The following is a 20119-nucleotide window of genomic DNA, read 5'->3' on the forward strand; positions in this document are numbered from 1 at the left end:
GGATTACCACCGCCGGTCGGTGATGCCGCTGGATTGTCCGGACTGCCAATCCTCGTAGTCCAGCGCACCGTCGAACTCCGGCGCGGGTTCGGCCTCCGCAGCGAGTCGCTCCCGTGAATTCGGTGCAGCCAGCGAGGCGGGCAGCGTCAGCGGCGCCTCGTCGACGAGGTCCGGCATGCCCTCGAACAACTCGGAGAGTTTCGGCATCTTGGCTCGCTCGTCCTGGAGCGGCGCCATCAATTCCGCTGCTTTGCGTTTCATTTCGGTTGCCGCGTTTTGTGAGGCGGCAGTTACGGCCTTGGCGATCTCATCGTGGGTGAGTTCGTCGATCTCGGAGGAGAACTTCGTGGCGATGACAATCATGTCGGCGTTCACGGTAATCGTCACTCGCCCGCTCGATGCCGTCCCGATCGCGGTGAGTTGAGCGCGCTTGCGGCTCATTTCGGCGATGGCCCGCATCTGCGCGCTGAATTCCTCCATGATGGAGGCGGCCTCGGCCTCCCCGTGTTCCCTGACCACCTCGGCTCGCCTACTTCTTGAACTTGTCGGCGTTCGCCAGCTCCACCGCAGCCAGGCGATCCGCCGTGGTTCCGAAGCCATCGCTCAAGGTCTGGAACGACTCGGCCAAGCTCGCCGTGCTGTCGGCGGTGTTGCCCGCGCCCGTGGCGAATCCGTTTTCGCCGGAGGCGAACTTGCCGCCGAACTTGTCGTCACCCCAGGCCGAGGAGCCCGGGGACACGGCGGTCCGGGCCATCATCGCGATGCGCTCCAGCCGATACGCCAGTTCGCCCGCCGAGTTGCCCGCCTGACGCACGTTTGCGGGCGTCACACCAACCTTGTTACCGGACATGGAATCCCCCTCCGAGTCTGCCAACTGTGTCCGGCGTTCGGCCAGCTCGTCTGGGCCGGACACGGTGATTCGAACTCTGCCATACGTGTTTTGACACCGCAACAAGGCGGATGTGCTACTCGGAGGAACTCAGGACCCCGCGCTCGTCCTTGATCGCGCGCACGACGGCCGCGACACGCTGGTTGATCAGCGCCACCGCACGCCGGCTGTCCGCGGACATCGCCATCTCGGGTGGCGCCAGGCTGATGAGGTACCTGCCATCATCCTGGAGATCGCGCCACCAGAGACGATGCGCGGTGATACCCCGCGGGCCGAACTTGGAATGTGCCTGGCGTACATCGATCGTTCCGCTCGACACCGTGGGGATCGAGAAAAATCGATTCTGGCGATTGGTGACCGAGTCCGCCATGTCCGCGCTCACCAGCGAGTGGCGGAATTCGTGATCGGTCGTATCCTCGTCGGTCAGGGGGATATCGCCACGCTTGCCCGCGGCCATCTCCGGCAGTGCTGCGACCACGGCATCGGACAGGCGCAGGGGGTCGCATTCGGTGACGGTGAAACCGCCGCTGTACAAACGGGATTCGCCTGGAGCCTGGTTCACGACGAAACCTTCGCCACCGCTGCGGAGTGCCAGCAGGCGGATCCTGCGTTCGGGCTTTTCCGGATCGCTGCTGTCCACACCATCGACGACGATGCTTAGATCCTGTTGTGTGATGGCGTTTTCGACTCTCTCGAACGACCGATCCGTGTTCGCCTTCAATCGCTCGGATACTTCACGCTTTTCCCGGAGAAAGTCGAAGAAATCCGGATTCCGGCTCGTGAAGAGAAAGGGCGATGGAAGATCGTCCTCGCCGGTGATCCGTTCCCACAGCGACACGAATTCGAGATCGCTGAAACTCCACGTGGCGCTCATTTCTCGGCCACCGGGAGTACAGCGGCCGGTCCCTGCTCGAATACCTCGTCGAGATTGGTTCCTGAGCGCAAGAACTCCGGCCGCTTGTGCTCCTTGCCGCTGCCCGCTCCGGCTTGGCCGGCGCCCATACCTCCCATCGGCATACCCGAAGCTCCGGTCATGCCGGTTCCCGTTGTGGTACCTGCACCTGTCGCCAGCCCAGCGCGCGCGGTAGAGACGGTCTCGGTGGTTTCGCCCGCCACGGTGGAACGTGGGAACAGGCGGCTCTGCGGGTTGGTCTCCTTGGGAACGGTCGCGCCGGGGCTACCGCCCCCGGGCGAACCTCCCGGAGAGCCTCCGGGGGAGCCCCCCGGCGAATTGGGGTTCGCACCGGGGGAAGTGATGTCCGTCGGGGCGGTCGGCACGGTCGTCAGGGACGTAAGCTGCTCTTGCAGTTGAGTTGCCAGGTCCTTGGCAGTGGTCTCGGCTGCCTCGATCGCCTTCTCGACCAGGCCCGAGCCTGTCGACGCGAGCGACTCCGCCAATGTGGCGCCCTGCTGCGCCAGGGTGGACAGCAGCGACGTGAGCTGCGAAGTCTGATCGGTGGTGGTGTTCGCAGGATTGTTGGTGACCGGTTGCTCTTCTGTTTCGAGCTCCTGGATCTTCGCTTCCAGTTCTTCTTTCAGCTTGGCCAGTTCCGCGTCGTCGGTCTTCTCACCGGGATTGGTCGCGGGTGAACCACCTCCGCCATTGGAAACGGGCTGTGTGCCGAGTCCTGCATTCGGGTTGGTATTTGGCTCCGGAGCCGGCGCAGGCGCCGGTGCGGGAGCCGGCACCCCGGCTTGAGTACTCGGTAGGGGGAGGATCAGCTTCGAAAGCGAGTCGTTGTACTCTATGATCCCAGCGACGTAGTACTGCTTGAAGTGTTTTCTGCGCAGCTTCAGTGCGTCATCCAGGCACTGCTGCTTCGTGCCACTGTAGTAATGATCAGTATCATTGAAGTTGGCGTCGTAACCAGTCCAATCGTCGTTTTTTCCTTTGAGGTTGATGGCCCGTTCTCTATCTCTGTCCTGAGGCATTCCCGCACTCGTGGCCCTCAGCCATCCGGCCGCCGACAGGAGGGCGTTTTCCACGTCCTCTGTCTTCGTCGCCAGCTCTTTGCCATCAGCGGCGAACTTGGTTACGGCGCCGCGTGCGTCCTTTCCGGATAGCCCTTTCCAGGAATTCTCGGTCTTCTGGATTTCGATATTGAAGGCCGTGTATGCCTTCGTGAGCTCGCCGCCCATCCAACACCATTCCGCGGCTGCGACGACGGCGCGGGTAGCCATGATGTGTGTACGCAGATCGGCGAGATTCTCCCAGCTGAGACTGTCTGGGTTCTCCGGCCGAGTCGCTCGATTGTCATCAGGGAGGCGGTAGTCGACGAGCTTATCGGGAGTCTTGACGTTTCGCCGTTGGACATCCGGAATGTCGGAATTTATTTTCGATACTGAGGGTCGTTCGTGTGCGGGGCTGCTCGCCTCTGTGGTCAACTTCTGGTTCGTGATTCCGTCGATCTTCTGCTGAAACTGTTCTTGCGTCAGCCGGCGAAACGAATCCTGCGATTCCTGTTCCGTGCGTGCGAATGTGATCGCCGCCGCACGGAAGGTCTCGGCCATCGCGTTGACAATTGCGATGTGTGCCTCGATCCGTGACTGCATATCGCGACCGAGGGATCGGAACCCCTCGGTCCATTGGCGGCCGGAGCGGAATGGGTCGTGGGGACCAGCGAAGTCAGTCAGTGTGGCTGCGCCGTCCACGGATCCATTGTTCAAAGTATTTTTTACGGCGAGCAGGTGACCGAGCAGGGTCGAGCAGGCGTCGAGCGCTGTTTTGACGTCGGCGGGATCGAACTTCAATTGGTTCGCATCTGTGGTCTTGGCCTGAAATTCTGTCCACGTAGTGCCCACCGCCGAGTCTCCCTCCCGTTGCCTTCCCCAGTCGAGGCGGTGTCGAGCATATCTATCCGACGCCGAGGTGTCTCCCCGGTACTTGGACGTCGTCGGTGCGGCCCGGCTCGATGCGGACGTCCGATGCGAGAAGATCGGTGCCGGTGAGGAGGGCGGCTGGATCGGGCCCGACGATTGGCATGGGTACGGCGGGTGCGGCAGGATCGGTGTGTCGATCATCGTGGGGTGGAACGAGAGCGGGGAACCAGTGGCAGCACCGAGCATTTCGACCGGGCCCGTGCCGGATTCGCTGAGTGATGTCGTTCACCGAGTGACCGGCGCCCTGCTGATCGTCGCCGGTGCGCTCTCGTTCGTCGGCTCATTCGCAACCTTGATCAGCACTGAGAAAGCTGTTCCGGCCGCTCGCTGGACGTCGTGGCGGATCTACTCCGAACGTGCGGCGGGGGGATTCGAGACCATTTCCCCACTGATCGGGGCCGCCGCGGTATCCGCAGCAGTGGTCGCCGTGGTCTCGGGATTGTGGTGTCTGCTCGGCTCCTCGAATCCGCTGGCGCGCTGGCTGGCAGCCGTCGCCTCAGGTCTGGGATTCGGAGTCGCATTGAGCATCCTCATGCTCGCCGGGTCCTTCCTCGTCGAGGACGACGTTTTCGAGTACCAGCTGGGTGCCGGGTTCTGGCTCATCGGCGCGGCGGCTCTTTCTTCCCTGCTCGCGATGGTTGCGAGCGTAGCCGTTTCGTCGACTCCCGGATCTCGCGGCGGACGTTGGCCTTTGGTTTTGGGTTCACTGCTGACTCTCACCGCCGTCGTGGCCTTCTCCAGCTCGTTCCCGGAGTTCTATGGCGGCGAAGGTGAAGCCGGCCACTGGGGCTTGTCGGCTTGGCAGCAGCAGTGGGCCTCTTCCCGCGGCAGTGTCTACAATCCGCAGCTTTTCGGCGTTCCTCTCGTGCTGTCCAGCGTGGTCGCGCTGGGTGCGGGGGTCCTGCTTTGTCTCAGAATCGGCGCGCGGAGCGGTCGGGCTCAAATAGCTGGAACCATCGCTACCGGAATAAGTTTCGGCGCCACTGTGACCATAGCTTTCGTTCCGTTGAGGAACGTGCTCGACGAGGAGAGCGCTGTACTCGGTCCAGGGCTGTGGCTGCTCACCGCCGCGGCTGTGCTGTCGGTGGTCGCGTTGGTCGTAGCCCTGCTCGTAATCAGGGCGCCCAGGGGCGCGGCTCCGGTCCAAGACATGTACGGGAATTGGATTCCAGGACAGCACCTATGACCACACGGTTCGAACAACAGCTCCGCCTTGCGCGGGTGCACGACGGTCAGGATGCCGGCGGCCGCCCGACGGTAGTCCGCCCCTTCGTCGATCCACGAACTCGGGACCAACTGCTCGCCTACCTCGACTCCGCCCCGGTGGTGGTGTCCGCCGGCGGTTTCGGAGCCGACGCATTTGTTCCGTCCGACATCGATGTGCCCCTGACCTACCGCACGGACGGAACCTGGGTCTGGTCGGACGCGGTGCCGCACTACTTGCGCAAGCACGGCCTGCCGCCGGAGCCGGACCTCGTGCAGCACATCATCGCTCGCGACTTCCGAACGCCAACGCCCTCCGAATCACAGCACGCCGCGGCGCGGGTCCTGCTCGGAGTCGCCGCGGAACCGACGGGGCCGAAACGGGCTTCGAAGCCCGTCAGGATCTTCGATTCGTCGAAGCGCCGCACGCGGCTGACAGCTGCGATCGTGGCGATCGCACTCGCGGCCGTCGCCGGTGTCGTGGTCGCATCGACGGTAATGACCGATGATTCGCAGGACCCGGTGGCCGCCAAGACCATTCCGGTCGGGGGCGGCGGTGAAGGCCTGATGGCCATCGACCCCAAAGGCCGTGTGGCATACGCGGCGAACGCGTACGACGGCACGGTTACCGCATTCGACACCGAGACCAACAGCGTCACCGCCACGATCGAGGTCGGTAGCCGCCCGCTCGGTGTCGCCATCGACGCGACCATCGGCAAGGCCTACGTGGTCACCTCCGATGCCGAGTTTCGCAATCGCAGTGAGCTCGTCATCATCGACACGGTCACCAACACGGTGGCGGACACCGTCGCCATCGACAAGAACGCCTGGGGAGTGGCGGTCGACACCGGAACCCATGAGGTCTTCGTCGTTTCCGTATCCCAATCCGGTTCCAAGGATGCGAACGAGAGCTACGTGACGGTCATCGACCCCGTCAAGAAGGCCGTGACCGCCACGATGACCGCCGGATTCGGCTCGATGCGCATTGCTGTGAACTCGTGGACGCACACCGCGTACGTGTCGAGTTACTCCGACGCCACCGTGCGAGTCATCGACACGGTTACCCGGTCGATGGTGGCCTCCATACCGGTTCCCGGTATGCCGCAGGCCATTACCGTCGATGAGGAAGGCCACACCGTTTACATGGCCACCGGCACCCGGATCGTCACGGTGGATACTCTTACCCACGCCGTGACCGGTGAGATACCCGTCGAGTGCGATACACAAGATGTCGCCGCGGATCCGACCGCGCGCAAGGTCTACGTCACCTGTGACGATGTGAATCGTGTCGTGGAAATCGACGTCGCTTCCCGCCGGGTGACCGACTCCATCGATGTCGAGGTCACTCGCGGCCTGGTCGTTGATCCGACCACGCGGATCCTCTACGTCAGAAACGGTGGTGCGGTCAACGTGATCCAGCGCTGACCTCATTCCACCGAGGCTCGGCCGCCGCTCTCCACGGTCAGGCGGTCGAGCAGATCGTTCCCGGCGATGTACCCCTGTGCGTTGTTCGGCAGCCACGGAATGGAGTAGGCCACCGTGGTTTTCGGTCGCAGTTCGGTGGCGAGGCGTGAGCCGCAGGTCACGAAGCAGGGTTGTCGCTCGCTGAACAGCGAGGTGATCTGGTCGACCTTGAATCCCTTGGCGGCCAACTGATCCAGGATCTGATTCTCCGACTTGCCGGTCGCGTTCTCCGATTGACCATCGGCGATCCCGATGACCATGTCGCCGTTGGTCGGGTCGTTCCATCCCGGTACCAGCGCCACGACCGTGTTGCGCCAGGGGCGGCCCCGGACATCGAGCCGGGCGCGGTTCGCTGCCCGGCTCAATGAATCACTGCCGTAGGCGATCTGAGTGTAGGTGCAGGCCGGGCCGCAGGTCGCCGCGCTGCTGGAGATCGCTCGCGCGGCGCGTAATCCGGCGACGAATCTGTCTATTTCGGCCCGGGGCAGCGGCTGAGCCCGGACATCCACCTCGGCGGCATAGTCGATCCTGGCGGGCGAGCCCGTCAGAGCCTGTTTGCGCTCGGCCGCCGTTATCAGGGGGCCGACGCTGGTGTCGTTGCACGTCAGCGTCACCTGACGGTTGATGGGGATGCTCTGGACAGCGGTGCAACCCGCGCTGGGAACACCGTCGACGGTGACAGCGGCCCGCAGGACGACAGCGATACTGCCCGGCGTGCGGGCCCCGCTGGCCTTGGTCGCCAAGTTGGTGACAATCGCATCGACAGTGCAGATTTGGTTCCCACACCGCACGGTCCCCGAGGGTTTGTAGTCGAGCCTGACACCGATATCGACAGCGGCGTCGAGGGTTTGCGTCGCGGCCACCAGGTCATCGAACATGCGAGAACGTTCGTCGGATGACATCGGTACGAACGTGATGGAGTGGCGCAGCAAACTGACAGGTGCGGTTGGCTTTTCGCCGCCTCGCTCGGTAGTGGACGGTGCGGCGCTCGAAGAAGCATCGGCATCGGGATTCGGCGTGAACATCAGCATTCGGTACGGGGCGTTCGCCGCCACGGTGAGCCTGCCCGCCGGAGTCGTGACCTCGAGTGCCCTGACCGCGCCGACCTGAAGGGCGGGATCGCCTATGCGGGGAAAGTCCCGGGTGCGGTCGAGTGCCCTCGTGAGCTCGACGGCAAGATCTCTCGGAGCCCACACGCCATCCGGAATGCCTTCGGCGAGTTCGTCCGAACCGGTCAGCCAGCGGCCCTCGACGGCCGAGAGCTGGAGTCCAGGAGGGAGATTCGCGCCCAGGGTGGCACTCGGTGGTTTGGCGTACACGCGGCCGTCCACGGCCAGCAGGTCGGTCCGCCGGCCGTACTCGGTCACCTGCCCGAGCATCTCCCCGCTTGCGGTGGCCCGTACATCCCAGGTGCCGCCTTGAGTTCGCGAACCGGTGAGATGAACGGCGGACTGGGTCAGCAGGTCGACGATCGCACCGTAGAAGGGCGAGGTTTGCTGCCGAGCCACCGCATGACCCGGTATCGGTTCGCGGCCGACGACGACCAGCACGCATATCATCACCAGCACGCTCGCCGCCACGGCGATCCGCCGGCCGGGTAGCCGGATCTTGATCGTCGATCGTGCGGGGGCAGGTCGAAAATGCTTGGCCGGCATCGACTTCCCCCTTAACGCCCTGATCAACAAGCTTGATCAGTAATTTTATGCTGATCTTGGCCGGAGGCGCTTCAGAATTCGTATTGCTCCGTCCGAGTCGGATCTACCCGGTGTTGGCCGAGTGAAAGCACGCTGCAGAACGGACTCGGTTTGCCCGCCCGGTCACCTGCCGATAGCGTCCTGGCCGAGTGATCGCGTCTATGCGGGGGTGTGCGATGAACCGGAAGCGTGTCGTCTTCGGCGGCAGATCGCCCGGCGGCTGGGCCGGGCTGATCGGCACACTGCTGTCGGTAGCGGTCGTGGCGGGATGTTCATCGGTGCCCGGAAACCCCGTCGCGGTGTCCAACGAGGGACTGTTCTACGCGGCGGTGCTGGACCTGATGACGCAGCCCGTGGCGCACGTGGTGAGTCCGGATTCCGATGGCAAGGAATGGGATCTGCGAATCACCTCCGATGGATGGTCGACGGGGACCGTCGGTACGGGGGACCAGCGGACCGAGCTGCTGCAGACCGGAACCTCGCGATACGCGAAACCTCCCAGGACGGTCTTGGCGTCGAATCTTCCGCGCGGCAAATCGGCCGCAGATCTGGAAGGACGGTGGCTCACCGGCTCCGAGTCGTTCTTCGAAGGCGTTCCTGGCCGGCTGGAGCCGGATGAGCTCGCGGAAGAACTGCTGACGGCTCTCGGCGAGGCCGAGGAGTTTCCCCGTGCCGGCGACCGCACGATCCAGATCGGCGCCGATCTGGCATACGAAGTCGTCACCCCAAAGGGGACGCTGGCGGTTTCCGCCAATCAGCCGTATCGGGTGCTGCGGTTCATTCCGGCCGCCGACTCCCCGAGCGCGACTCTGACGCCGGACGCCACCGTGCCCTCCGACAATGAGAGTGGGGGAGTCGCACCGCGATTCGATCCGCTGGCGGTGCCGCTGAATTTCGTTCTGATGACTCCCGCGGCGCGTGAGCAGACATACAACGACATCGCCGCGCAGTTACAGGGGTTGAGCAATGTTGCCGACCTCGGCGTGCAGTTCGACTACAACTCGTCGGCTGAGATGAAGTGCGCCAACGACAGTTGTGTGGTCACCGCGACCGTGAGGACCTCGACGACTGCGGCCGCCGGTACGAGGTTGACCGGGGGCGTCGATACCGTGATGAAGGCGTCGATCACCGTCGATGGCACGCCCAGCGCGGGATGTGTAGCCGCGCAGAAGATTGCGATCAACGGCAGCGCAACCATGACGTGCACCGATGTATCGGTCGCGGCGCTGGTGGCGGCGATCGGTGCGAGGAAGCAGGCCGAGGCCGATGCCCAGGCCCGAGCGCAGGGGCGCAGCGTCACAGTCGAATATGTGATCAACTACAAGGGTTCGGTCGACTTCCAGGTGGCGCCGATGATCCAGGCAGATATCGATCGGGTCGTCAAACAGGTGCGCGGCGATCAGGACAAGGCACGCAGCGGTACGAGTTGTGGGCCGAACTGCAGCTATCAGCTGGTTCCCTACGGCGGCGATAGCCTGAGTCAGGCTGCGGGACGTGAGCGACAGGTAGCCGGAACCGCTCCCAACAACAACATTCTGGTGGCGTTGGTGCCCGGCTGGAACGATCCCGAGACCGGCGATCTGGTCGTCGGTAGCGGAGCGAGCGAGAACAGCAGCGCCACGGCGGGAGCCGAGTCCGATGTTCGGGATCAGTTGACGGCGCGAGGCTACAACCCGAGCCAGATCACCGCGATGTACAGCGAACGCCAGCCCTGCTTCGCGACTTGCGGCTCCAAACTGCAAGGTGTGAAACCGGATACGCCGGTGAGCTACAGCGTGCCGTGGAAGGACAATGGTCCGAGCACGAGTTCGGCGGCGGATAAGGCGGTTGTGGCCCTCAGTAGCGGAGCCGGCGCACAGTGAGCTCGTCGAGCGGGTAGGCCGACACCCCTTCGCCCGTCGGAGAAGGCACCTTCATAGCCGATCAGAAGTAGACGAGCAGGTCGGCGTGAAGTTCCGGGGTGAAGTCGACCTGGGCGGGGGCGCGGTACTTCCGTTCCCGGACGTGGCGCAGGAAACCCTCGGGGACGGTCAGGGCGTAGCGGCTCAGGTAGTGCATCGAGTCGACTCGCCAGATCCACACGCCGTCGCACACCAGCGATGACGCGCTCATGATCCGGTCGGTCCCGTTGATCAGATCGTTTGCCACGTCGAGAACGTCGAACGCGACGGGCGCGGAGCGCATGTAGGTGAGTACGGCGTCGCGGTCCGCGATCGGGTGGTCGCTGCGGGAGTCGAAGATCGAGGGCAGCTCGGTGTGCTTGCCCTCGTACATCTCTCGGTAGATACCAACCGGGATCAATGGCATCGGATGATCCTAGGCGGGCTGAGCGAAACGCGGCCCTTCGACTGAGAGCCGAAGGGACGCTGCGGGCTTCGCGCGCGAAGCGCCGGGTGCGACTCGGTCAGGCGCTGCCGGTGGCCGGTTTCGGCTCGGTTGTCGCCGGAGCGGTCGTGGTGGGGACGGTGGTGGTGGGGGCCGTCGTGGTCGGTTCCGTTGTCGTGGGTTCTGTCGTCGGGACGGTGGTCGTCGGGGCCGTCGTCGTCGGTTCCGTGGTGGGGACGGTCGTTGTCGGGACCGTTGTGGTGGGAACCGTTGTTGTCGGGGCGGTCGTGGTGGGGTTGGTTGTCGTGGGGGACAGGACCGTGACGGTCAGCTCGCTACCGCTGGAGTAGTAGCCGTTGGTGCAGGACAGGGACCTGCGGAGGAGGTACTCGCCGGGCGTGGCGGGAGTCCACTGGACGGTGGCGACGGCGGAGCCGTAGCTACCCTGGCCGAGGGCTTCGGCGATGAAGATCATCTTGCCGTCGACGATGCGGTGGAGTTTGGCCGTGCAGATATCCAGGGTGGCGGAGAGGGTGACCGTGTAGGTGGTGCCGGCGTGGAGGGTGTCGCCGGCGATGATGATGCTCTTGTCGAAGCTGACGATGTCGGCGGATGCCGGTTGCGCCATGATGATTCCGGTGGCTGCCACCGCGGTGGTCGCCGCCGCCACGAATCCCCCGCCGATACGAGCCCAGCGGGCCCGAGTGCTGTTCAACGCACTGTCTCCTATTTCGTGTGCACATTACTGAAACGCCTTGTTTCCAAATGCGTTCACGGATGTGACCACGGTCACGGAGCGTGTGTCAAGCGGGCTGAATCGGTGGGTTGATCGGTTGGGTCAGCGCTGCCAGATGCTGCTGTGTAGAAAGCTGTTCCACTGGTCGGCTGTGAACCAGAGCTCCGGGCCGCCAGCATGTTTCGAGTCGCGCACGCCGGTCCGGGTGCCTTCGTGGCAGATCTCCACGCATTGATCCGCCCCGTCGGATTTACTCGACTTGAACCACGCACCTCGCGGCGTCTGTCTCATGGCTCGTACTCCCTCGCGATGTCGAGCACGAACTGCCGGGTGTGCTCCGTGCCCAACGATACCGCGCGCAGGCCGTCGACAGCTTCTTGATACTGCTCGACCTCCTCGCGCTGCTCATGGAACGTACTGCCGATCGCACCCTCTGCGTAAACGACCGGCGGCAGGGACATTCCGCTGCTTCCCTTGGGAAAACGAAGCAGCGTGAAAGTGAGCATCGACAACCCCGGATGTGCCCCGTGGGAGAACGGGATGACGTGGATGCTGGTGTTCTCGCGATCTCCGGCTGCCGCGATCGAACGGAGCTGGGCTGCCATGACCGGTGGACTGGCCGGCTGATGTCGCAGCACCGCTTCCGACAGAAAGACTTCGAAGCGAAAGTCACTGTCTTTGAAGCGATTCTGCCGATGAGTCGTGAGTTCGAGGCGGCGTTCCATATCCGCGTCCGCGAGGTTCGGCCTCTTCAATCGCACAATGGCCAGGCGGTACTGCGGGATCTGCAGTAGCCCGGGCACGATTGTCAGCTGGTGCGCGACAATGTGGCTCGCCGCACTCTCGAGTCGAAGGAATTTCGGGATGTTCGGTGCGACCTGATCGCTGTACGCGTGCCAGAAGCCCTTCGAATTACCCTGTGTCTTGGCGACTTTATCCTGCTGGCGGACCTCGGCCCAAAGCCTGAGCGCTTCTGCGCGTTCCTCCGCATTGGCCGCGTAGTGATCCAGCAAGCTCTCGAGCTGTGGTGTCGTCAGCTTGGTGGCGCAGCCATCTTCCATGCGCATCAGCACGAATCGCGTCACTTCGAGATGTGCCGCAGCTCGGAGGAGTGCTGTTTGCGGAGCCCGCTTGCGTATTCCCTGCATGAAGTTGCCGAAATCCATCCGCGAAACCGTCAAACCGGCCATTTCGTTAGCCTTGCTATCCGGGGAGTGTTTGTAGCGCACACGTGCGTGCCGCACTTCCAGAATAGTTTGCGCATTCAGCATGCGAACTGCGATTCGGCAGGAAAATTGCGTTCATCGAAAGGCTCGGTCGGGCAGTGACATTCAGTCCGTCAGTCGAGATCGCATTTCCTATCGAATCGGAGGTGGTTCAAATGTCGTGGGACACATGGGCTCTGCTCGCCATCAACCTGCTGTGCGTAGCCGTCATCGCATGGGCCGCATGGGGTTTCCATCAGGAGTCCCGTGATGCCCGCCCTCTACGGATCGCGCTCGCCGGCGGCGGCTCGCTCCTCGTGCCGCCCGCGAGCGGTCGCGGCGGCCGGTGGCATCGCGCCCAGCATCGGGGCCGGGCATGACGAACCCGTTTGCCTACATCCCACGGACCGACCGTCCCGCCGTCTATCACGGCGAGCCCGCATCCGACACCCGGTTCCCGGACCGGGACATCGAGCGCAGGCTCGAGCAGCACGGCGACGAATGCGAGGAGAACGACTGCCCGATGCTGCGGTACCTGCAGCGGCTCCGGGACCGGCGTGACGGGCGTGGAGAAGCCGGATGACCCCGACGACCAGGGTGCGGCGCTGCTCACACGGGTGCCCCGGGGGCGGAAACAAGATTGCTCCCCGGTCGTGCCGTATGGTACTTCTACGCAAGGTAGTTCCGGGGGAGGGAGTTCTGTATGGCCGAGGCGGAGGCGGTGACATCGGGCACTGGGGAGTGGCCCGCGGTCAACGCGATCTCGCGCAACGGCGGCATTCGGATGCGGATTACCGAACAGGGGATTCCGCTGTCGGTGAAGATCGATCCGGCCGAGCTGCATCGGGACCCGGCGCATTTGGCGGCGGAGATGCTGCGGATTTGTCGGCGGGCCGCCGACGAGGCCGGATTGGCGACCCGTAAGAAGCTCGAGGCAGCGGGTATGAGCCCGGCCGCCCTCGCTGCCACGGGGTTGCCCACCGAGGCCGACCTCGCTCGACAGGAGATTGTCGAGGAGCAGGACTACGATACGGAACCGCAGAGCTGGCTTCGGACTGTGTGAGAGGGGGGCTCGATGGTCGGATCCATGGATGAACTCGAGGATCGGGTTCGTCGGCAGCTGTATCGGTTTCAGGACCTGGCCGATCAGATGAAGGCCGTGCGGGGGCGGGAGACCTCCGAGGACGGCGCCGTGATGGCAGAGGTCGACGGTAATGGCGCGCTGCGTGATTTGCAGTTCAGCGGCGCCATATCGCGAATGACGCCCGCCGAGTTCGAACAGGCCGTCGTGAGCACGGCCGCCGCCGCCGCTCGAAATGCCTTCATGCGCAGGGCCGAAGTGGTGAATCGGTTCAACGAGGAGATGGCCGGCTGAGCCGTCCGTTTACGCAACCGTGCGTCAGTGTTAGCGCTTTACTTACTGGCACAACCATTTTCGTACTTGTACTGTTATCCAAGATCGATGTACTGGGAGGGACCACCGATGGCTGATCTCGTGAAGGCTAATTTCGTCGACATCGCCGCCTACGGCACGTCCGAAGCCACCACCGCCGTGCAACTCGCGGGGGCGGCAGCCGCTGATTCGATCAGCGCGCTGGCCGCGGCGGTACCGGTGTTCGGACTGATCGGGCAGGACTTCCTGCTCGCGTTCGCGGGCGCTCAGGCGAGCTACCTGTCCTCGGCGGCGGAGATCGCCGCGGTCCACGGTCAGACCGCGGTCACCGCCTACTCCGCGGTCGGCATCTACGAGGGCAATGAATTGGCCTCGGCGGCAAGCTTCATCTCGACCCTGTGAGCGAACAAGTCGGCGCGGCGGCCGGAGTCGCCGCCAACCCCACCGTCGCGGATGTGCTGTACAACAGCCCGGTTGGTCCCCTGATGGACCAGCCGGTCAGCGACGTGCTCAGCAATCTCGGCCTGCCGCAGTTGCCGACGCTGCCCGAGATCACCCTGCCCGACCTGTCGGGTCTGGAACTGCCCACGCTGCCGACGATCGACCTGACCACCCTGATCGAGCCGATCACGTCGCTGCTGTCGTCGTTCGGCTCGGGAAGTCTGGGTGACGGATTCGATCCGTCGTCGATCTTCACGGCGGTCACCAGCGCGCTCACCTCGGCGGCGTCCACCAGCCAGTCGGCGATCAACCAGGTCTCGACCAGCTGGACCAGCGACGCTTCGGAGAAGGCCAAGGCCAAGAGCCTGGCGGTGCAGGCGGATTACCCCAAGGTCACCGCGCAGGGCAATCAGCAGAAGATGATTCTGTTCGATGCTCAGCGCGTGGTCGCGCAGGGTTACGCCGAACTGACGGCGCTGATTTCGCGGTTCATCGCCTCGGCGTCGGCTGCCGGTGCGTTCATTTGGACCCCGGCCGGTCTGCCCACGCTGATCGCGCTCGCGACGGAGGCGATCTCCGAGGGCACCGCCATCGTGGCCAAGACCCGTGTCGAGCTGTCGGTCAAGACCGCCGAGATCGCGGCCGCCGGCGTCAAGATCCCGATCACCGGTGCGCCCAACCTCGCCGATGCCGCGACCCTGGCGAACAACGTCATCTCGGCGCTGGAACCGTACGGGAACATCGCCAAGACCGTCGGCGAGAAGGTGATCGAGAAGGGCGGTGAGGTCGTCTCCGCCGGCTCCGAGGTGGTCAGTGAGATCAGCTCGACCGGCCAGGAGATCCTCAGCGGCCTGACCTCGACCACCACCGACGGCAAGACCACGACCGATCCGAAGACGACCACGACCACCGAAGAGAAGAAGACCGAGGAGAAGGTCACCACCGAAGACGGCGGCGCCGGAGACGGTGGCGGCGGTGGCGGCGGCCTCGGGCTCGGCGGGGTGCCGACCACCACCTCGCCGCTGAACAACGTTGCCGCGCGCGTGCCGACCGGTGAATCCAGTCCGTTGTCCGGCCAGCCGCGCACCAGCACCACCAGCGCGGTGCCGCAGACCACCCGGGCCGGCACGACGCCGATGATGGGCGGTATGGGTGCCGGTGCGGGCCGGGCCGGCGATGCCGGTGAGTCCGGGTCGGGCGCGGATCGCTCCAACCTCGTCACCGGTGCGCACGGCGATGAGGTCGTCGGGCAGATCGAAGGCGTATCCATTCCGGTCGTCGGCGCCGTCGAGGTTGTCGAGGAATCGCCGGACAAAGCTCTCACACTCTGAAATATCCGGGGGAACAGGAGAATTGACATGACCACCAATGCATTCGAAGGTGTGCGGTTCGACGCGGCGACGGCGCTGTCCGCTGCCGCGCAGCTGGACGCGCTCGCCGACCGGATCGAGAGCAGCCTGGGCGCGGAGCAGTCCAAGCTGGGCTTCGTCGCGGCCGGCGCGGATCAGGTCTCGGTGCGCGCGGCGCAGACGCTGACCGCGGTCGCGGACTCGTTCGGCGTCTCCACCGGCGCGGGTGTCACCGAGGTGCGGCAGCTCGCCGCGGCCCTGCGGGCCCAGTCGGTGCAGTTCGGCCAGGTCGAAGAGCAGAACTCCCTCGGCTTCGCGGTCTGATCGGACAACCGCCGATGCTCGAGCCGACGAAACCCGGTTTCACGGGGGAAGTTTGGGAAGCCAAACCCCCCGAGGAACTGGCCCGGGATCTGGTGACGGGGGCGGGCGCCGTGCCCGCTGCCGAAGCCGGCCTCGCCTGGGCCCGGTTGAGTGCGAACCTCGGCGCGGCGGCCATCGACTACGAACGCATCCTCGGCGTGCTGAGTGAGGCGTGGGAGTCGAAGAACAGCACCGCGTTCATCGAACGCATTCGCGCGCTGCGGGATTGGCTGACACATTCGGCGGCTTCGGCGGCCGGGAACGCGGTGCAGGCCGAAACACATGCCGCCGCTTACGAAATCGCGCGACTGGCCATGCCGGACGCGGGTGACGTGGAGAAGTTGCGGCAGCTGCAGGAGATGCTGGAGAAGGTCGGCACCGCCATGGGCGCGCCGATGCTCGCCAAGCTCGCCACCGTCGACGGTGATGCCGACGCGGCGAAAGCCGTTGCGACACGGGTGATGCGCACGTACGAGGCCGCGACCGAGTCGCTGGCCACGCCGTGGGAACACCAGACGCCCCCGCCCATCACCGAAGGCATGAACACCACGGCCGCCCCATCGGCCGAGCCCGCCGCGGAAGCGCCTGCCGCACCGTCGTTCCCCGGCGGCATCCCGAGCCTGAGTCTGGGTTCGGTGCCCCTGGTGCCGGTGAACCTGACGGCCCGGACCGCGACCACCACCAACTCGACGACGAAACAGACGGTGGTGCAACCGGTTACGGTGCAGCAGGTGGGTTCGTCGATGCCCATGGCGCCCATGGCCGGTACGCAGAACAGTCAGGACGACGAGCACACGACCCGCGAGGGCCTGGCGGGCCCGCAGGCCAGCGATGCCGAACTCGGCCTCGCCTCGGGCATGCAGGTGGCGCCGTCGGTGCTCGGCGGGGTCGATCCGAATGCCCAGCGGGCGCCGGACATCGCGTTCACGGCCGGTAGCACCGGCACGGAGAACGCGGGACCGGGTCCGGCGGCGACGCGGACGGAGTCGGCCACATGATCACCCTGACCAACGAGGGCGTGATGGCGCTGGCCGCCGAACTCGGCGTGCAGACCCTGCCGCTGGTGCTCGCGGTAGGCCCGCGCCAGACCACCCACGCGGAATGGAACGCGGCCCAGGACCGTGCGCGGGCCGAGATCCGCGCCGCCCGCCTGCTGGACGCGCACGGTGACGTGAACGCCGATGCGGCCGAGTCTCTTTTCGTCCTGGCCCAGCCGGACCGGGAGTTGGCCGCACGCATAGTCACCCCCGATGGCCTGGTTCGCCTGTGCGTAGCCCGCCGCGGCGAGGCGAACGCCGTAGCGGTCCGCCGAGACGACAGGTTCGCGATCAGCTCGCTCTGGACCGACGGCTCCGGCGCGTCCCTGGCCCGCCCGATCCTGGACGTCCTGGGCCTTTGCCCACCCGCCGAGGTTGCCAACTTCAGCGCCGCCGCTTCGGAATTGAGCGAGCGCCTGGACGCGGCCGAGGCTTCGGCGGACTACACCAATGCCTGCTACGCCCTGGGCATGAACGAAACCGATGCCACCGCATACGGTCTCGCGCTCGGGTCGTGCCATGCCTACGCCGAGGTGGTGGCTTACGCCTACACCGACGGCGTCACTGAACGATCTCCGGGAGCCGTGGTGGTGTACGACACCGCAAGGGGTCGCATTGCTTCGGCACCCGGGGTCGCTGGGGACCAGCAGATCTGGTCCACATTGACACCGGGCACCGATCACCGTGTCGCACAAGCGATTACGGGACTGATCGATTCGATGCCTGGGCGGAGGTGGCTCTCTTGAGCCGCTGTGACGGGGGCCGCTGGTCCACTCCGAATGGGCGATGCAGTACCGCATCGTTCGACAAATCAAGGAACTACCAGAGGTAGGGAAAATGTCCGAAGAGAACGCAGTCAAGTCTAATCACGACGCCGCGACCGCGGCGCAGAACGAGATGGCCGATGTCGTCGCCACGGTCAAGGCGATCCTCGCCAAGACCACCGATTCGGTCGACGGCGCGCGCCGGGGCTTCTACGGTCAGGCCGCCGTTGCGTTCAACGCGGTCGCCAACGAGTGGGACCTGGAGAACAAGAACCTGAACGACCGGCTCGACGAGGTCGAGAAGCAGGTCGGCGTCGGTGTGGCCAGCTTCCGCAACCTCGAAGCCGAGAACGAGGGCGGCTTCAAGCAGCTCACCAATCTCTGATCCCTTGACCACCCAGGTCGCTGTTGTACCCACAAATCTTGATGGAGGAATGAATCATGGCTGCTGATGATGGAATGCTTTATGACCCCGCGGTGATCAGCCAGCTGGTCAGCGAGCTGCGCGAGAACTTCGGTCAGCTCAAGGCCGCCGGTACCGATATGGAGACCGCCGCCGGCAAGCTGCAGCAGGCGTGGTCCGCGCAGGCTTGGGCCGGCTTCTCCGGTGTCTACACGAAGTGGACCACCGAGTACAGCGACTCGCTGCACAAGCTGAACGCTGTCGCGGCGGCCGTCGAGGACGCGATGGGTCGCGCGCTCGGCGCCGACCAGAAGATCGGCGACGGCTTCGGCGCGTTCTGAACCTTGGTTCCGCACCGCGAAACAGCGCATCTCTCCACGGTGGAGGGGTGCGCTGTTCGCCGCTCGCTGCCGAAGTAACCTCGTGCCTTTAGTCTTTGTCCCCACGGAGGATCTGTGCCAGCCCAATTGACCACTCGTGCCCAGGTCAATGGGTACCGCTTCCTGCTGCGCCGCCTGGATCACGCGCTGGTACGTCGTGATGTGCGCATGTTGCACGATCCCATGCGCGCGCAATCGCGTTCCTTGATCTCCGGTGCGATTCTGGCGCTGTTGGTGGTCGCCGGTTGCGCGATTCTGGCCTTCATCAAGCCGCAGGGTTCCATCGGTGACGCCAATATCGTGATGGGTAAAGACAGCGGCGCGCTGTATGTCGTGATTCGGGACAAGAGCGACAAATCCAAGATGACCCTGCACCCCGCCTTGAACCTGGCATCGGCGCGGCTCATCGCCGAGTCGGCCGATTCGCCGAAGTCGGTGAAGGACAGCAAGCTCGATTCTGTGGCGCGGGGGCCCATACTCGGGATTCCCGGCGCGCCGGGAGCACTGCCGGGATCGGATCAGGGCGATCGCTCACGCTGGACGCTGTGTGACACCGTCCAACTTTCGGCCACCGGCGGCTCGGCTTCGACTACCGGGTCCACGACCACCGCCATCGCCGGAGCTCTGGAACTTGGTGACCGCATCAAACAGGCGGATTCCGGCACCGCAATTCTTGCCACCAAAGACAACAAGACCTACCTGATCTACGACGGCAAGAAGGCCGAAGTGGACCCGCAGAACGCGATCATGAAGGACTCACTGGGCTTGAGTGGCGTTCGGCCCCGGCCCATCTCGACGGGTCTGCTCGACGCCGCGGTTTCCGTGCCCGCGCTGGCGGCGCCCTCGATTCCGCAAGCCGGACAACCCGGCCCGGGACGTTTGAACGGTGTTCCCATTGGCGGTGTCATCAAGGTGACCGGGCTCGATGGCTCCGCGGAGCCCGAGTTGTATGTCGTACTGGCCGAAGGCCGTCAGCGAATCTCTTCCTTCACCGCGACGGTGATTCGCAATGAGAACTCGCAGGGAATGAGCGAGATCAAGTCCGTAACACCGGATCTGCTTGCCAGCGTGCCTGTCGTGAAGTCGCTGCCGGTCGAGGATTTCCCGACGACGGCGCCGAGAATTATCACCGCGGAAGATAATCCGGTCGCCTGCATCGCGTGGGCTCGTGAGAGCGGTTTCGGGCGGTCGGCATCGGACGCCGCCGAAGGTCCCACCGATCGCGCCACTGTGAATCTATTGGTGGGCACGCGTCTTCCACTGCCGGACAAGGCCACGCCCGTGACGCTGGCGTCCACGGACACCACAGGCGATCGGATCGACGCTGTCTACGTACCGCCCGCCTCCGGTGAGTTCGTACGCGTAACCGGCGTGGAGCCCGGCAGTCAGCGTCGCGACACTCTGTTCTATGTCACGGATACCGGAATCCGCTATGGCATAGACGATTTGGAGACTGCGAAGATCCTCGGCCTCGGTACCTCACCGCGGCTCGCACCGTGGGCGATCATCGGCGAACTCGTTCCGGGGCCCACGTTGTCCAAAGCCGAGGCACAGGTACAGCACGACGTACTACCCACCAAGTAGCGCCACGGC

24 protein-coding genes are annotated in these 20119 nt (G+C 64.8%); 15 read left to right on the plus strand and 9 right to left on the minus strand.

Annotation, left to right across the window (positions count from 1 at the left end):
• Positions 1 to 3: 3 nt before the first annotated feature.
• The 4 genes from ACWIGI_RS11485 to ACWIGI_RS11500 all read right to left on the minus strand — a co-directional run bounded on the left by ACWIGI_RS11485 (position 4) and on the right by ACWIGI_RS11500 (position 3691).
• Positions 4 to 480 carry a YbaB/EbfC family nucleoid-associated protein gene (locus ACWIGI_RS11485; protein WP_454202294.1) on the minus strand — a complete coding sequence of 159 codons (477 nt, stop codon included), beginning with the start codon at positions 478 to 480 and terminating at the stop codon, positions 4 to 6.
• A 49-nt stretch (positions 481 to 529) separates the two neighbouring features.
• A complete protein-coding gene (locus ACWIGI_RS11490) occupies positions 530 to 850 on the minus strand; it encodes a hypothetical protein (RefSeq protein ID WP_454202295.1) in 321 nt (106 codons plus the stop codon).
• A gap of 115 nt (positions 851 to 965) precedes the next feature.
• Positions 966 to 1763, minus strand: coding sequence for an ESX secretion-associated protein EspG (locus ACWIGI_RS11495; protein WP_454202296.1), 798 nt, complete (start codon positions 1761 to 1763; stop codon positions 966 to 968).
• Complete coding sequence (locus ACWIGI_RS11500) at positions 1760 to 3691, minus strand: hypothetical protein (RefSeq protein WP_454202297.1); 1932 nt, start codon at positions 3689 to 3691, stop codon at positions 1760 to 1762. Before ACWIGI_RS11500 ends, ACWIGI_RS11495 begins: the two co-directional genes overlap by 4 nt.
• Positions 3692 to 3773: 82 nt before the next feature.
• Between ACWIGI_RS11500 and ACWIGI_RS11505 the strand changes: the two genes are divergently transcribed.
• Both ACWIGI_RS11505 and ACWIGI_RS11510 read left to right on the plus strand, forming a co-directional pair.
• Entirely contained in the window at positions 3774 to 4955 is a 1182-nt protein-coding gene (locus tag ACWIGI_RS11505) for a hypothetical protein (RefSeq protein ID WP_454202298.1), read from the plus strand.
• The gene (locus ACWIGI_RS11510) at positions 4952 to 6397 is read left to right on the plus strand and encodes a YncE family protein (RefSeq protein WP_454202299.1); all 1446 of its coding nucleotides are present in this window, start codon (positions 4952 to 4954) and stop codon (positions 6395 to 6397) included. The genes ACWIGI_RS11505 and ACWIGI_RS11510 overlap by 4 nt, the downstream gene beginning before the upstream one ends.
• Before the next feature lie 2 nt (positions 6398 to 6399).
• Here the strand turns inward: ACWIGI_RS11510 and ACWIGI_RS11515 are convergent, their stop codons facing one another.
• Positions 6400 to 8121 carry a nucleic acid/nucleotide deaminase domain-containing protein gene (locus ACWIGI_RS11515; protein WP_454202300.1) on the minus strand — a complete coding sequence of 574 codons (1722 nt, stop codon included), beginning with the start codon at positions 8119 to 8121 and terminating at the stop codon, positions 6400 to 6402.
• A 185-nt stretch (positions 8122 to 8306) separates the two neighbouring features.
• On the opposite strand from ACWIGI_RS11515, the gene ACWIGI_RS11520 reads away from it, so the two are divergent.
• Positions 8307 to 9992: a nucleic acid/nucleotide deaminase domain-containing protein gene (locus ACWIGI_RS11520; protein WP_454202301.1), complete on the plus strand. Its 1686-nt coding sequence runs from the start codon at positions 8307 to 8309 to the stop codon at positions 9990 to 9992.
• A 61-nt stretch (positions 9993 to 10053) separates the two neighbouring features.
• Here the strand turns inward: ACWIGI_RS11520 and ACWIGI_RS11525 are convergent, their stop codons facing one another.
• The 4 genes from ACWIGI_RS11525 to ACWIGI_RS11540 all read right to left on the minus strand — a co-directional run bounded on the left by ACWIGI_RS11525 (position 10054) and on the right by ACWIGI_RS11540 (position 12462).
• Positions 10054 to 10437 carry a hypothetical protein gene (locus ACWIGI_RS11525; protein WP_454202302.1) on the minus strand — a complete coding sequence of 128 codons (384 nt, stop codon included), beginning with the start codon at positions 10435 to 10437 and terminating at the stop codon, positions 10054 to 10056.
• Positions 10438 to 10534: 97 nt separating this feature from the next.
• On the minus strand, positions 10535 to 11170 hold the full coding sequence (locus ACWIGI_RS11530; RefSeq protein ID WP_454202303.1) for a hypothetical protein: 636 nt from the start codon (positions 11168 to 11170) through the stop codon (positions 10535 to 10537).
• A gap of 123 nt (positions 11171 to 11293) precedes the next feature.
• On the minus strand, positions 11294 to 11482 hold the full coding sequence (locus tag ACWIGI_RS11535) for a DUF397 domain-containing protein (protein ID WP_454202304.1): 189 nt from the start codon (positions 11480 to 11482) through the stop codon (positions 11294 to 11296).
• Entirely contained in the window at positions 11479 to 12462 is a 984-nt protein-coding gene (locus tag ACWIGI_RS11540; protein WP_454202305.1) for a DUF5753 domain-containing protein, read from the minus strand. The genes ACWIGI_RS11535 and ACWIGI_RS11540 overlap by 4 nt, the downstream gene beginning before the upstream one ends.
• 110 nt (positions 12463 to 12572) lie before the next feature.
• Between ACWIGI_RS11540 and ACWIGI_RS11545 the strand changes: the two genes are divergently transcribed.
• From ACWIGI_RS11545 to eccB, 12 genes are all read left to right on the plus strand, one after another.
• Complete coding sequence (locus ACWIGI_RS11545) at positions 12573 to 12776, plus strand: hypothetical protein (protein WP_454202306.1); 204 nt, start codon at positions 12573 to 12575, stop codon at positions 12774 to 12776.
• A complete protein-coding gene (locus tag ACWIGI_RS11550; protein ID WP_454202307.1) occupies positions 12773 to 12979 on the plus strand; it encodes a hypothetical protein in 207 nt (68 codons plus the stop codon). The genes ACWIGI_RS11545 and ACWIGI_RS11550 overlap by 4 nt, the downstream gene beginning before the upstream one ends.
• A gap of 120 nt (positions 12980 to 13099) precedes the next feature.
• Positions 13100 to 13459 carry a hypothetical protein gene (locus ACWIGI_RS11555; RefSeq protein ID WP_454202308.1) on the plus strand — a complete coding sequence of 120 codons (360 nt, stop codon included), beginning with the start codon at positions 13100 to 13102 and terminating at the stop codon, positions 13457 to 13459.
• A gap of 24 nt (positions 13460 to 13483) precedes the next feature.
• Complete coding sequence (locus ACWIGI_RS11560) at positions 13484 to 13771, plus strand: YbaB/EbfC family nucleoid-associated protein (RefSeq protein ID WP_454202309.1); 288 nt, start codon at positions 13484 to 13486, stop codon at positions 13769 to 13771.
• 108 nt (positions 13772 to 13879) lie between these two features.
• Positions 13880 to 14191 carry a hypothetical protein gene (locus ACWIGI_RS11565; RefSeq protein ID WP_454202310.1) on the plus strand — a complete coding sequence of 104 codons (312 nt, stop codon included), beginning with the start codon at positions 13880 to 13882 and terminating at the stop codon, positions 14189 to 14191.
• Complete coding sequence (locus ACWIGI_RS11570) at positions 14188 to 15561, plus strand: hypothetical protein (protein WP_454202311.1); 1374 nt, start codon at positions 14188 to 14190, stop codon at positions 15559 to 15561. The genes ACWIGI_RS11565 and ACWIGI_RS11570 overlap by 4 nt, the downstream gene beginning before the upstream one ends.
• Before the next feature lie 27 nt (positions 15562 to 15588).
• Positions 15589 to 15903, plus strand: a complete 315-nt coding sequence (locus tag ACWIGI_RS11575; protein WP_454202312.1) for a PE family protein — start codon at positions 15589 to 15591, stop codon at positions 15901 to 15903.
• 14 nt (positions 15904 to 15917) lie between these two features.
• A complete protein-coding gene (locus ACWIGI_RS11580; protein ID WP_454202313.1) occupies positions 15918 to 16940 on the plus strand; it encodes a PPE domain-containing protein in 1023 nt (340 codons plus the stop codon).
• Entirely contained in the window at positions 16937 to 17725 is a 789-nt protein-coding gene (locus ACWIGI_RS11585; RefSeq protein WP_454202314.1) for an ESX secretion-associated protein EspG, read from the plus strand. The genes ACWIGI_RS11580 and ACWIGI_RS11585 overlap by 4 nt, the downstream gene beginning before the upstream one ends.
• 91 nt (positions 17726 to 17816) lie before the next feature.
• Positions 17817 to 18128, plus strand: a complete 312-nt coding sequence (locus ACWIGI_RS11590) for a WXG100 family type VII secretion target (protein WP_454202315.1) — start codon at positions 17817 to 17819, stop codon at positions 18126 to 18128.
• Positions 18129 to 18184: 56 nt separating this feature from the next.
• The gene (locus tag ACWIGI_RS11595) at positions 18185 to 18487 is read left to right on the plus strand and encodes a WXG100 family type VII secretion target (RefSeq protein WP_454202316.1); all 303 of its coding nucleotides are present in this window, start codon (positions 18185 to 18187) and stop codon (positions 18485 to 18487) included.
• 114 nt (positions 18488 to 18601) lie between these two features.
• Positions 18602 to 20110 carry a type VII secretion protein EccB gene (gene eccB / locus ACWIGI_RS11600; protein ID WP_454202317.1) on the plus strand — a complete coding sequence of 503 codons (1509 nt, stop codon included), beginning with the start codon at positions 18602 to 18604 and terminating at the stop codon, positions 20108 to 20110.
• Positions 20111 to 20119: the final 9 nt, after the last annotated feature.

The sequence above is a fragment of the Nocardia sp. NPDC055321 genome (assembly GCF_053645575.1).

What these genes read in the sequence shown, in the direction of transcription:
- ACWIGI_RS11590 (WP_454202315.1), top strand. Translation starts at nt 17,817, where the DNA reads ATGTCCGAAGAGAACGCAGTCAAGTCTAATCACGACGCCGCGACCGCG.
- ACWIGI_RS11545 (WP_454202306.1), top strand. Translation starts at nt 12,573, where the DNA reads ATGTCGTGGGACACATGGGCTCTGCTCGCCATCAACCTGCTGTGCGTA.
- ACWIGI_RS11595 (WP_454202316.1), top strand. Translation starts at nt 18,185, where the DNA reads ATGGCTGCTGATGATGGAATGCTTTATGACCCCGCGGTGATCAGCCAG.
- ACWIGI_RS11540 (WP_454202305.1), bottom strand. Translation starts at nt 12,462, where the DNA reads ATGCTGAATGCGCAAACTATTCTGGAAGTGCGGCACGCACGTGTGCGC.
- ACWIGI_RS11535 (WP_454202304.1), bottom strand. Translation starts at nt 11,482, where the DNA reads ATGAGACAGACGCCGCGAGGTGCGTGGTTCAAGTCGAGTAAATCCGAC.
- ACWIGI_RS11495 (WP_454202296.1), bottom strand. Translation starts at nt 1,763, where the DNA reads ATGAGCGCCACGTGGAGTTTCAGCGATCTCGAATTCGTGTCGCTGTGG.
- ACWIGI_RS11490 (WP_454202295.1), bottom strand. Translation starts at nt 850, where the DNA reads ATGTCCGGTAACAAGGTTGGTGTGACGCCCGCAAACGTGCGTCAGGCG.
- ACWIGI_RS11585 (WP_454202314.1), top strand. Translation starts at nt 16,937, where the DNA reads ATGATCACCCTGACCAACGAGGGCGTGATGGCGCTGGCCGCCGAACTC.
- ACWIGI_RS11560 (WP_454202309.1), top strand. Translation starts at nt 13,484, where the DNA reads ATGGATGAACTCGAGGATCGGGTTCGTCGGCAGCTGTATCGGTTTCAG.
- ACWIGI_RS11510 (WP_454202299.1), top strand. Translation starts at nt 4,952, where the DNA reads ATGACCACACGGTTCGAACAACAGCTCCGCCTTGCGCGGGTGCACGAC.
- ACWIGI_RS11555 (WP_454202308.1), top strand. Translation starts at nt 13,100, where the DNA reads ATGGCCGAGGCGGAGGCGGTGACATCGGGCACTGGGGAGTGGCCCGCG.
- ACWIGI_RS11565 (WP_454202310.1), top strand. Translation starts at nt 13,880, where the DNA reads ATGGCTGATCTCGTGAAGGCTAATTTCGTCGACATCGCCGCCTACGGC.
- ACWIGI_RS11575 (WP_454202312.1), top strand. Translation starts at nt 15,589, where the DNA reads ATGACCACCAATGCATTCGAAGGTGTGCGGTTCGACGCGGCGACGGCG.
- ACWIGI_RS11485 (WP_454202294.1), bottom strand. Translation starts at nt 480, where the DNA reads ATGGAGGAATTCAGCGCGCAGATGCGGGCCATCGCCGAAATGAGCCGC.
- ACWIGI_RS11520 (WP_454202301.1), top strand. Translation starts at nt 8,307, where the DNA reads ATGAACCGGAAGCGTGTCGTCTTCGGCGGCAGATCGCCCGGCGGCTGG.
- ACWIGI_RS11550 (WP_454202307.1), top strand. Translation starts at nt 12,773, where the DNA reads ATGACGAACCCGTTTGCCTACATCCCACGGACCGACCGTCCCGCCGTC.
- ACWIGI_RS11580 (WP_454202313.1), top strand. Translation starts at nt 15,918, where the DNA reads ATGCTCGAGCCGACGAAACCCGGTTTCACGGGGGAAGTTTGGGAAGCC.
- ACWIGI_RS11525 (WP_454202302.1), bottom strand. Translation starts at nt 10,437, where the DNA reads ATGCCATTGATCCCGGTTGGTATCTACCGAGAGATGTACGAGGGCAAG.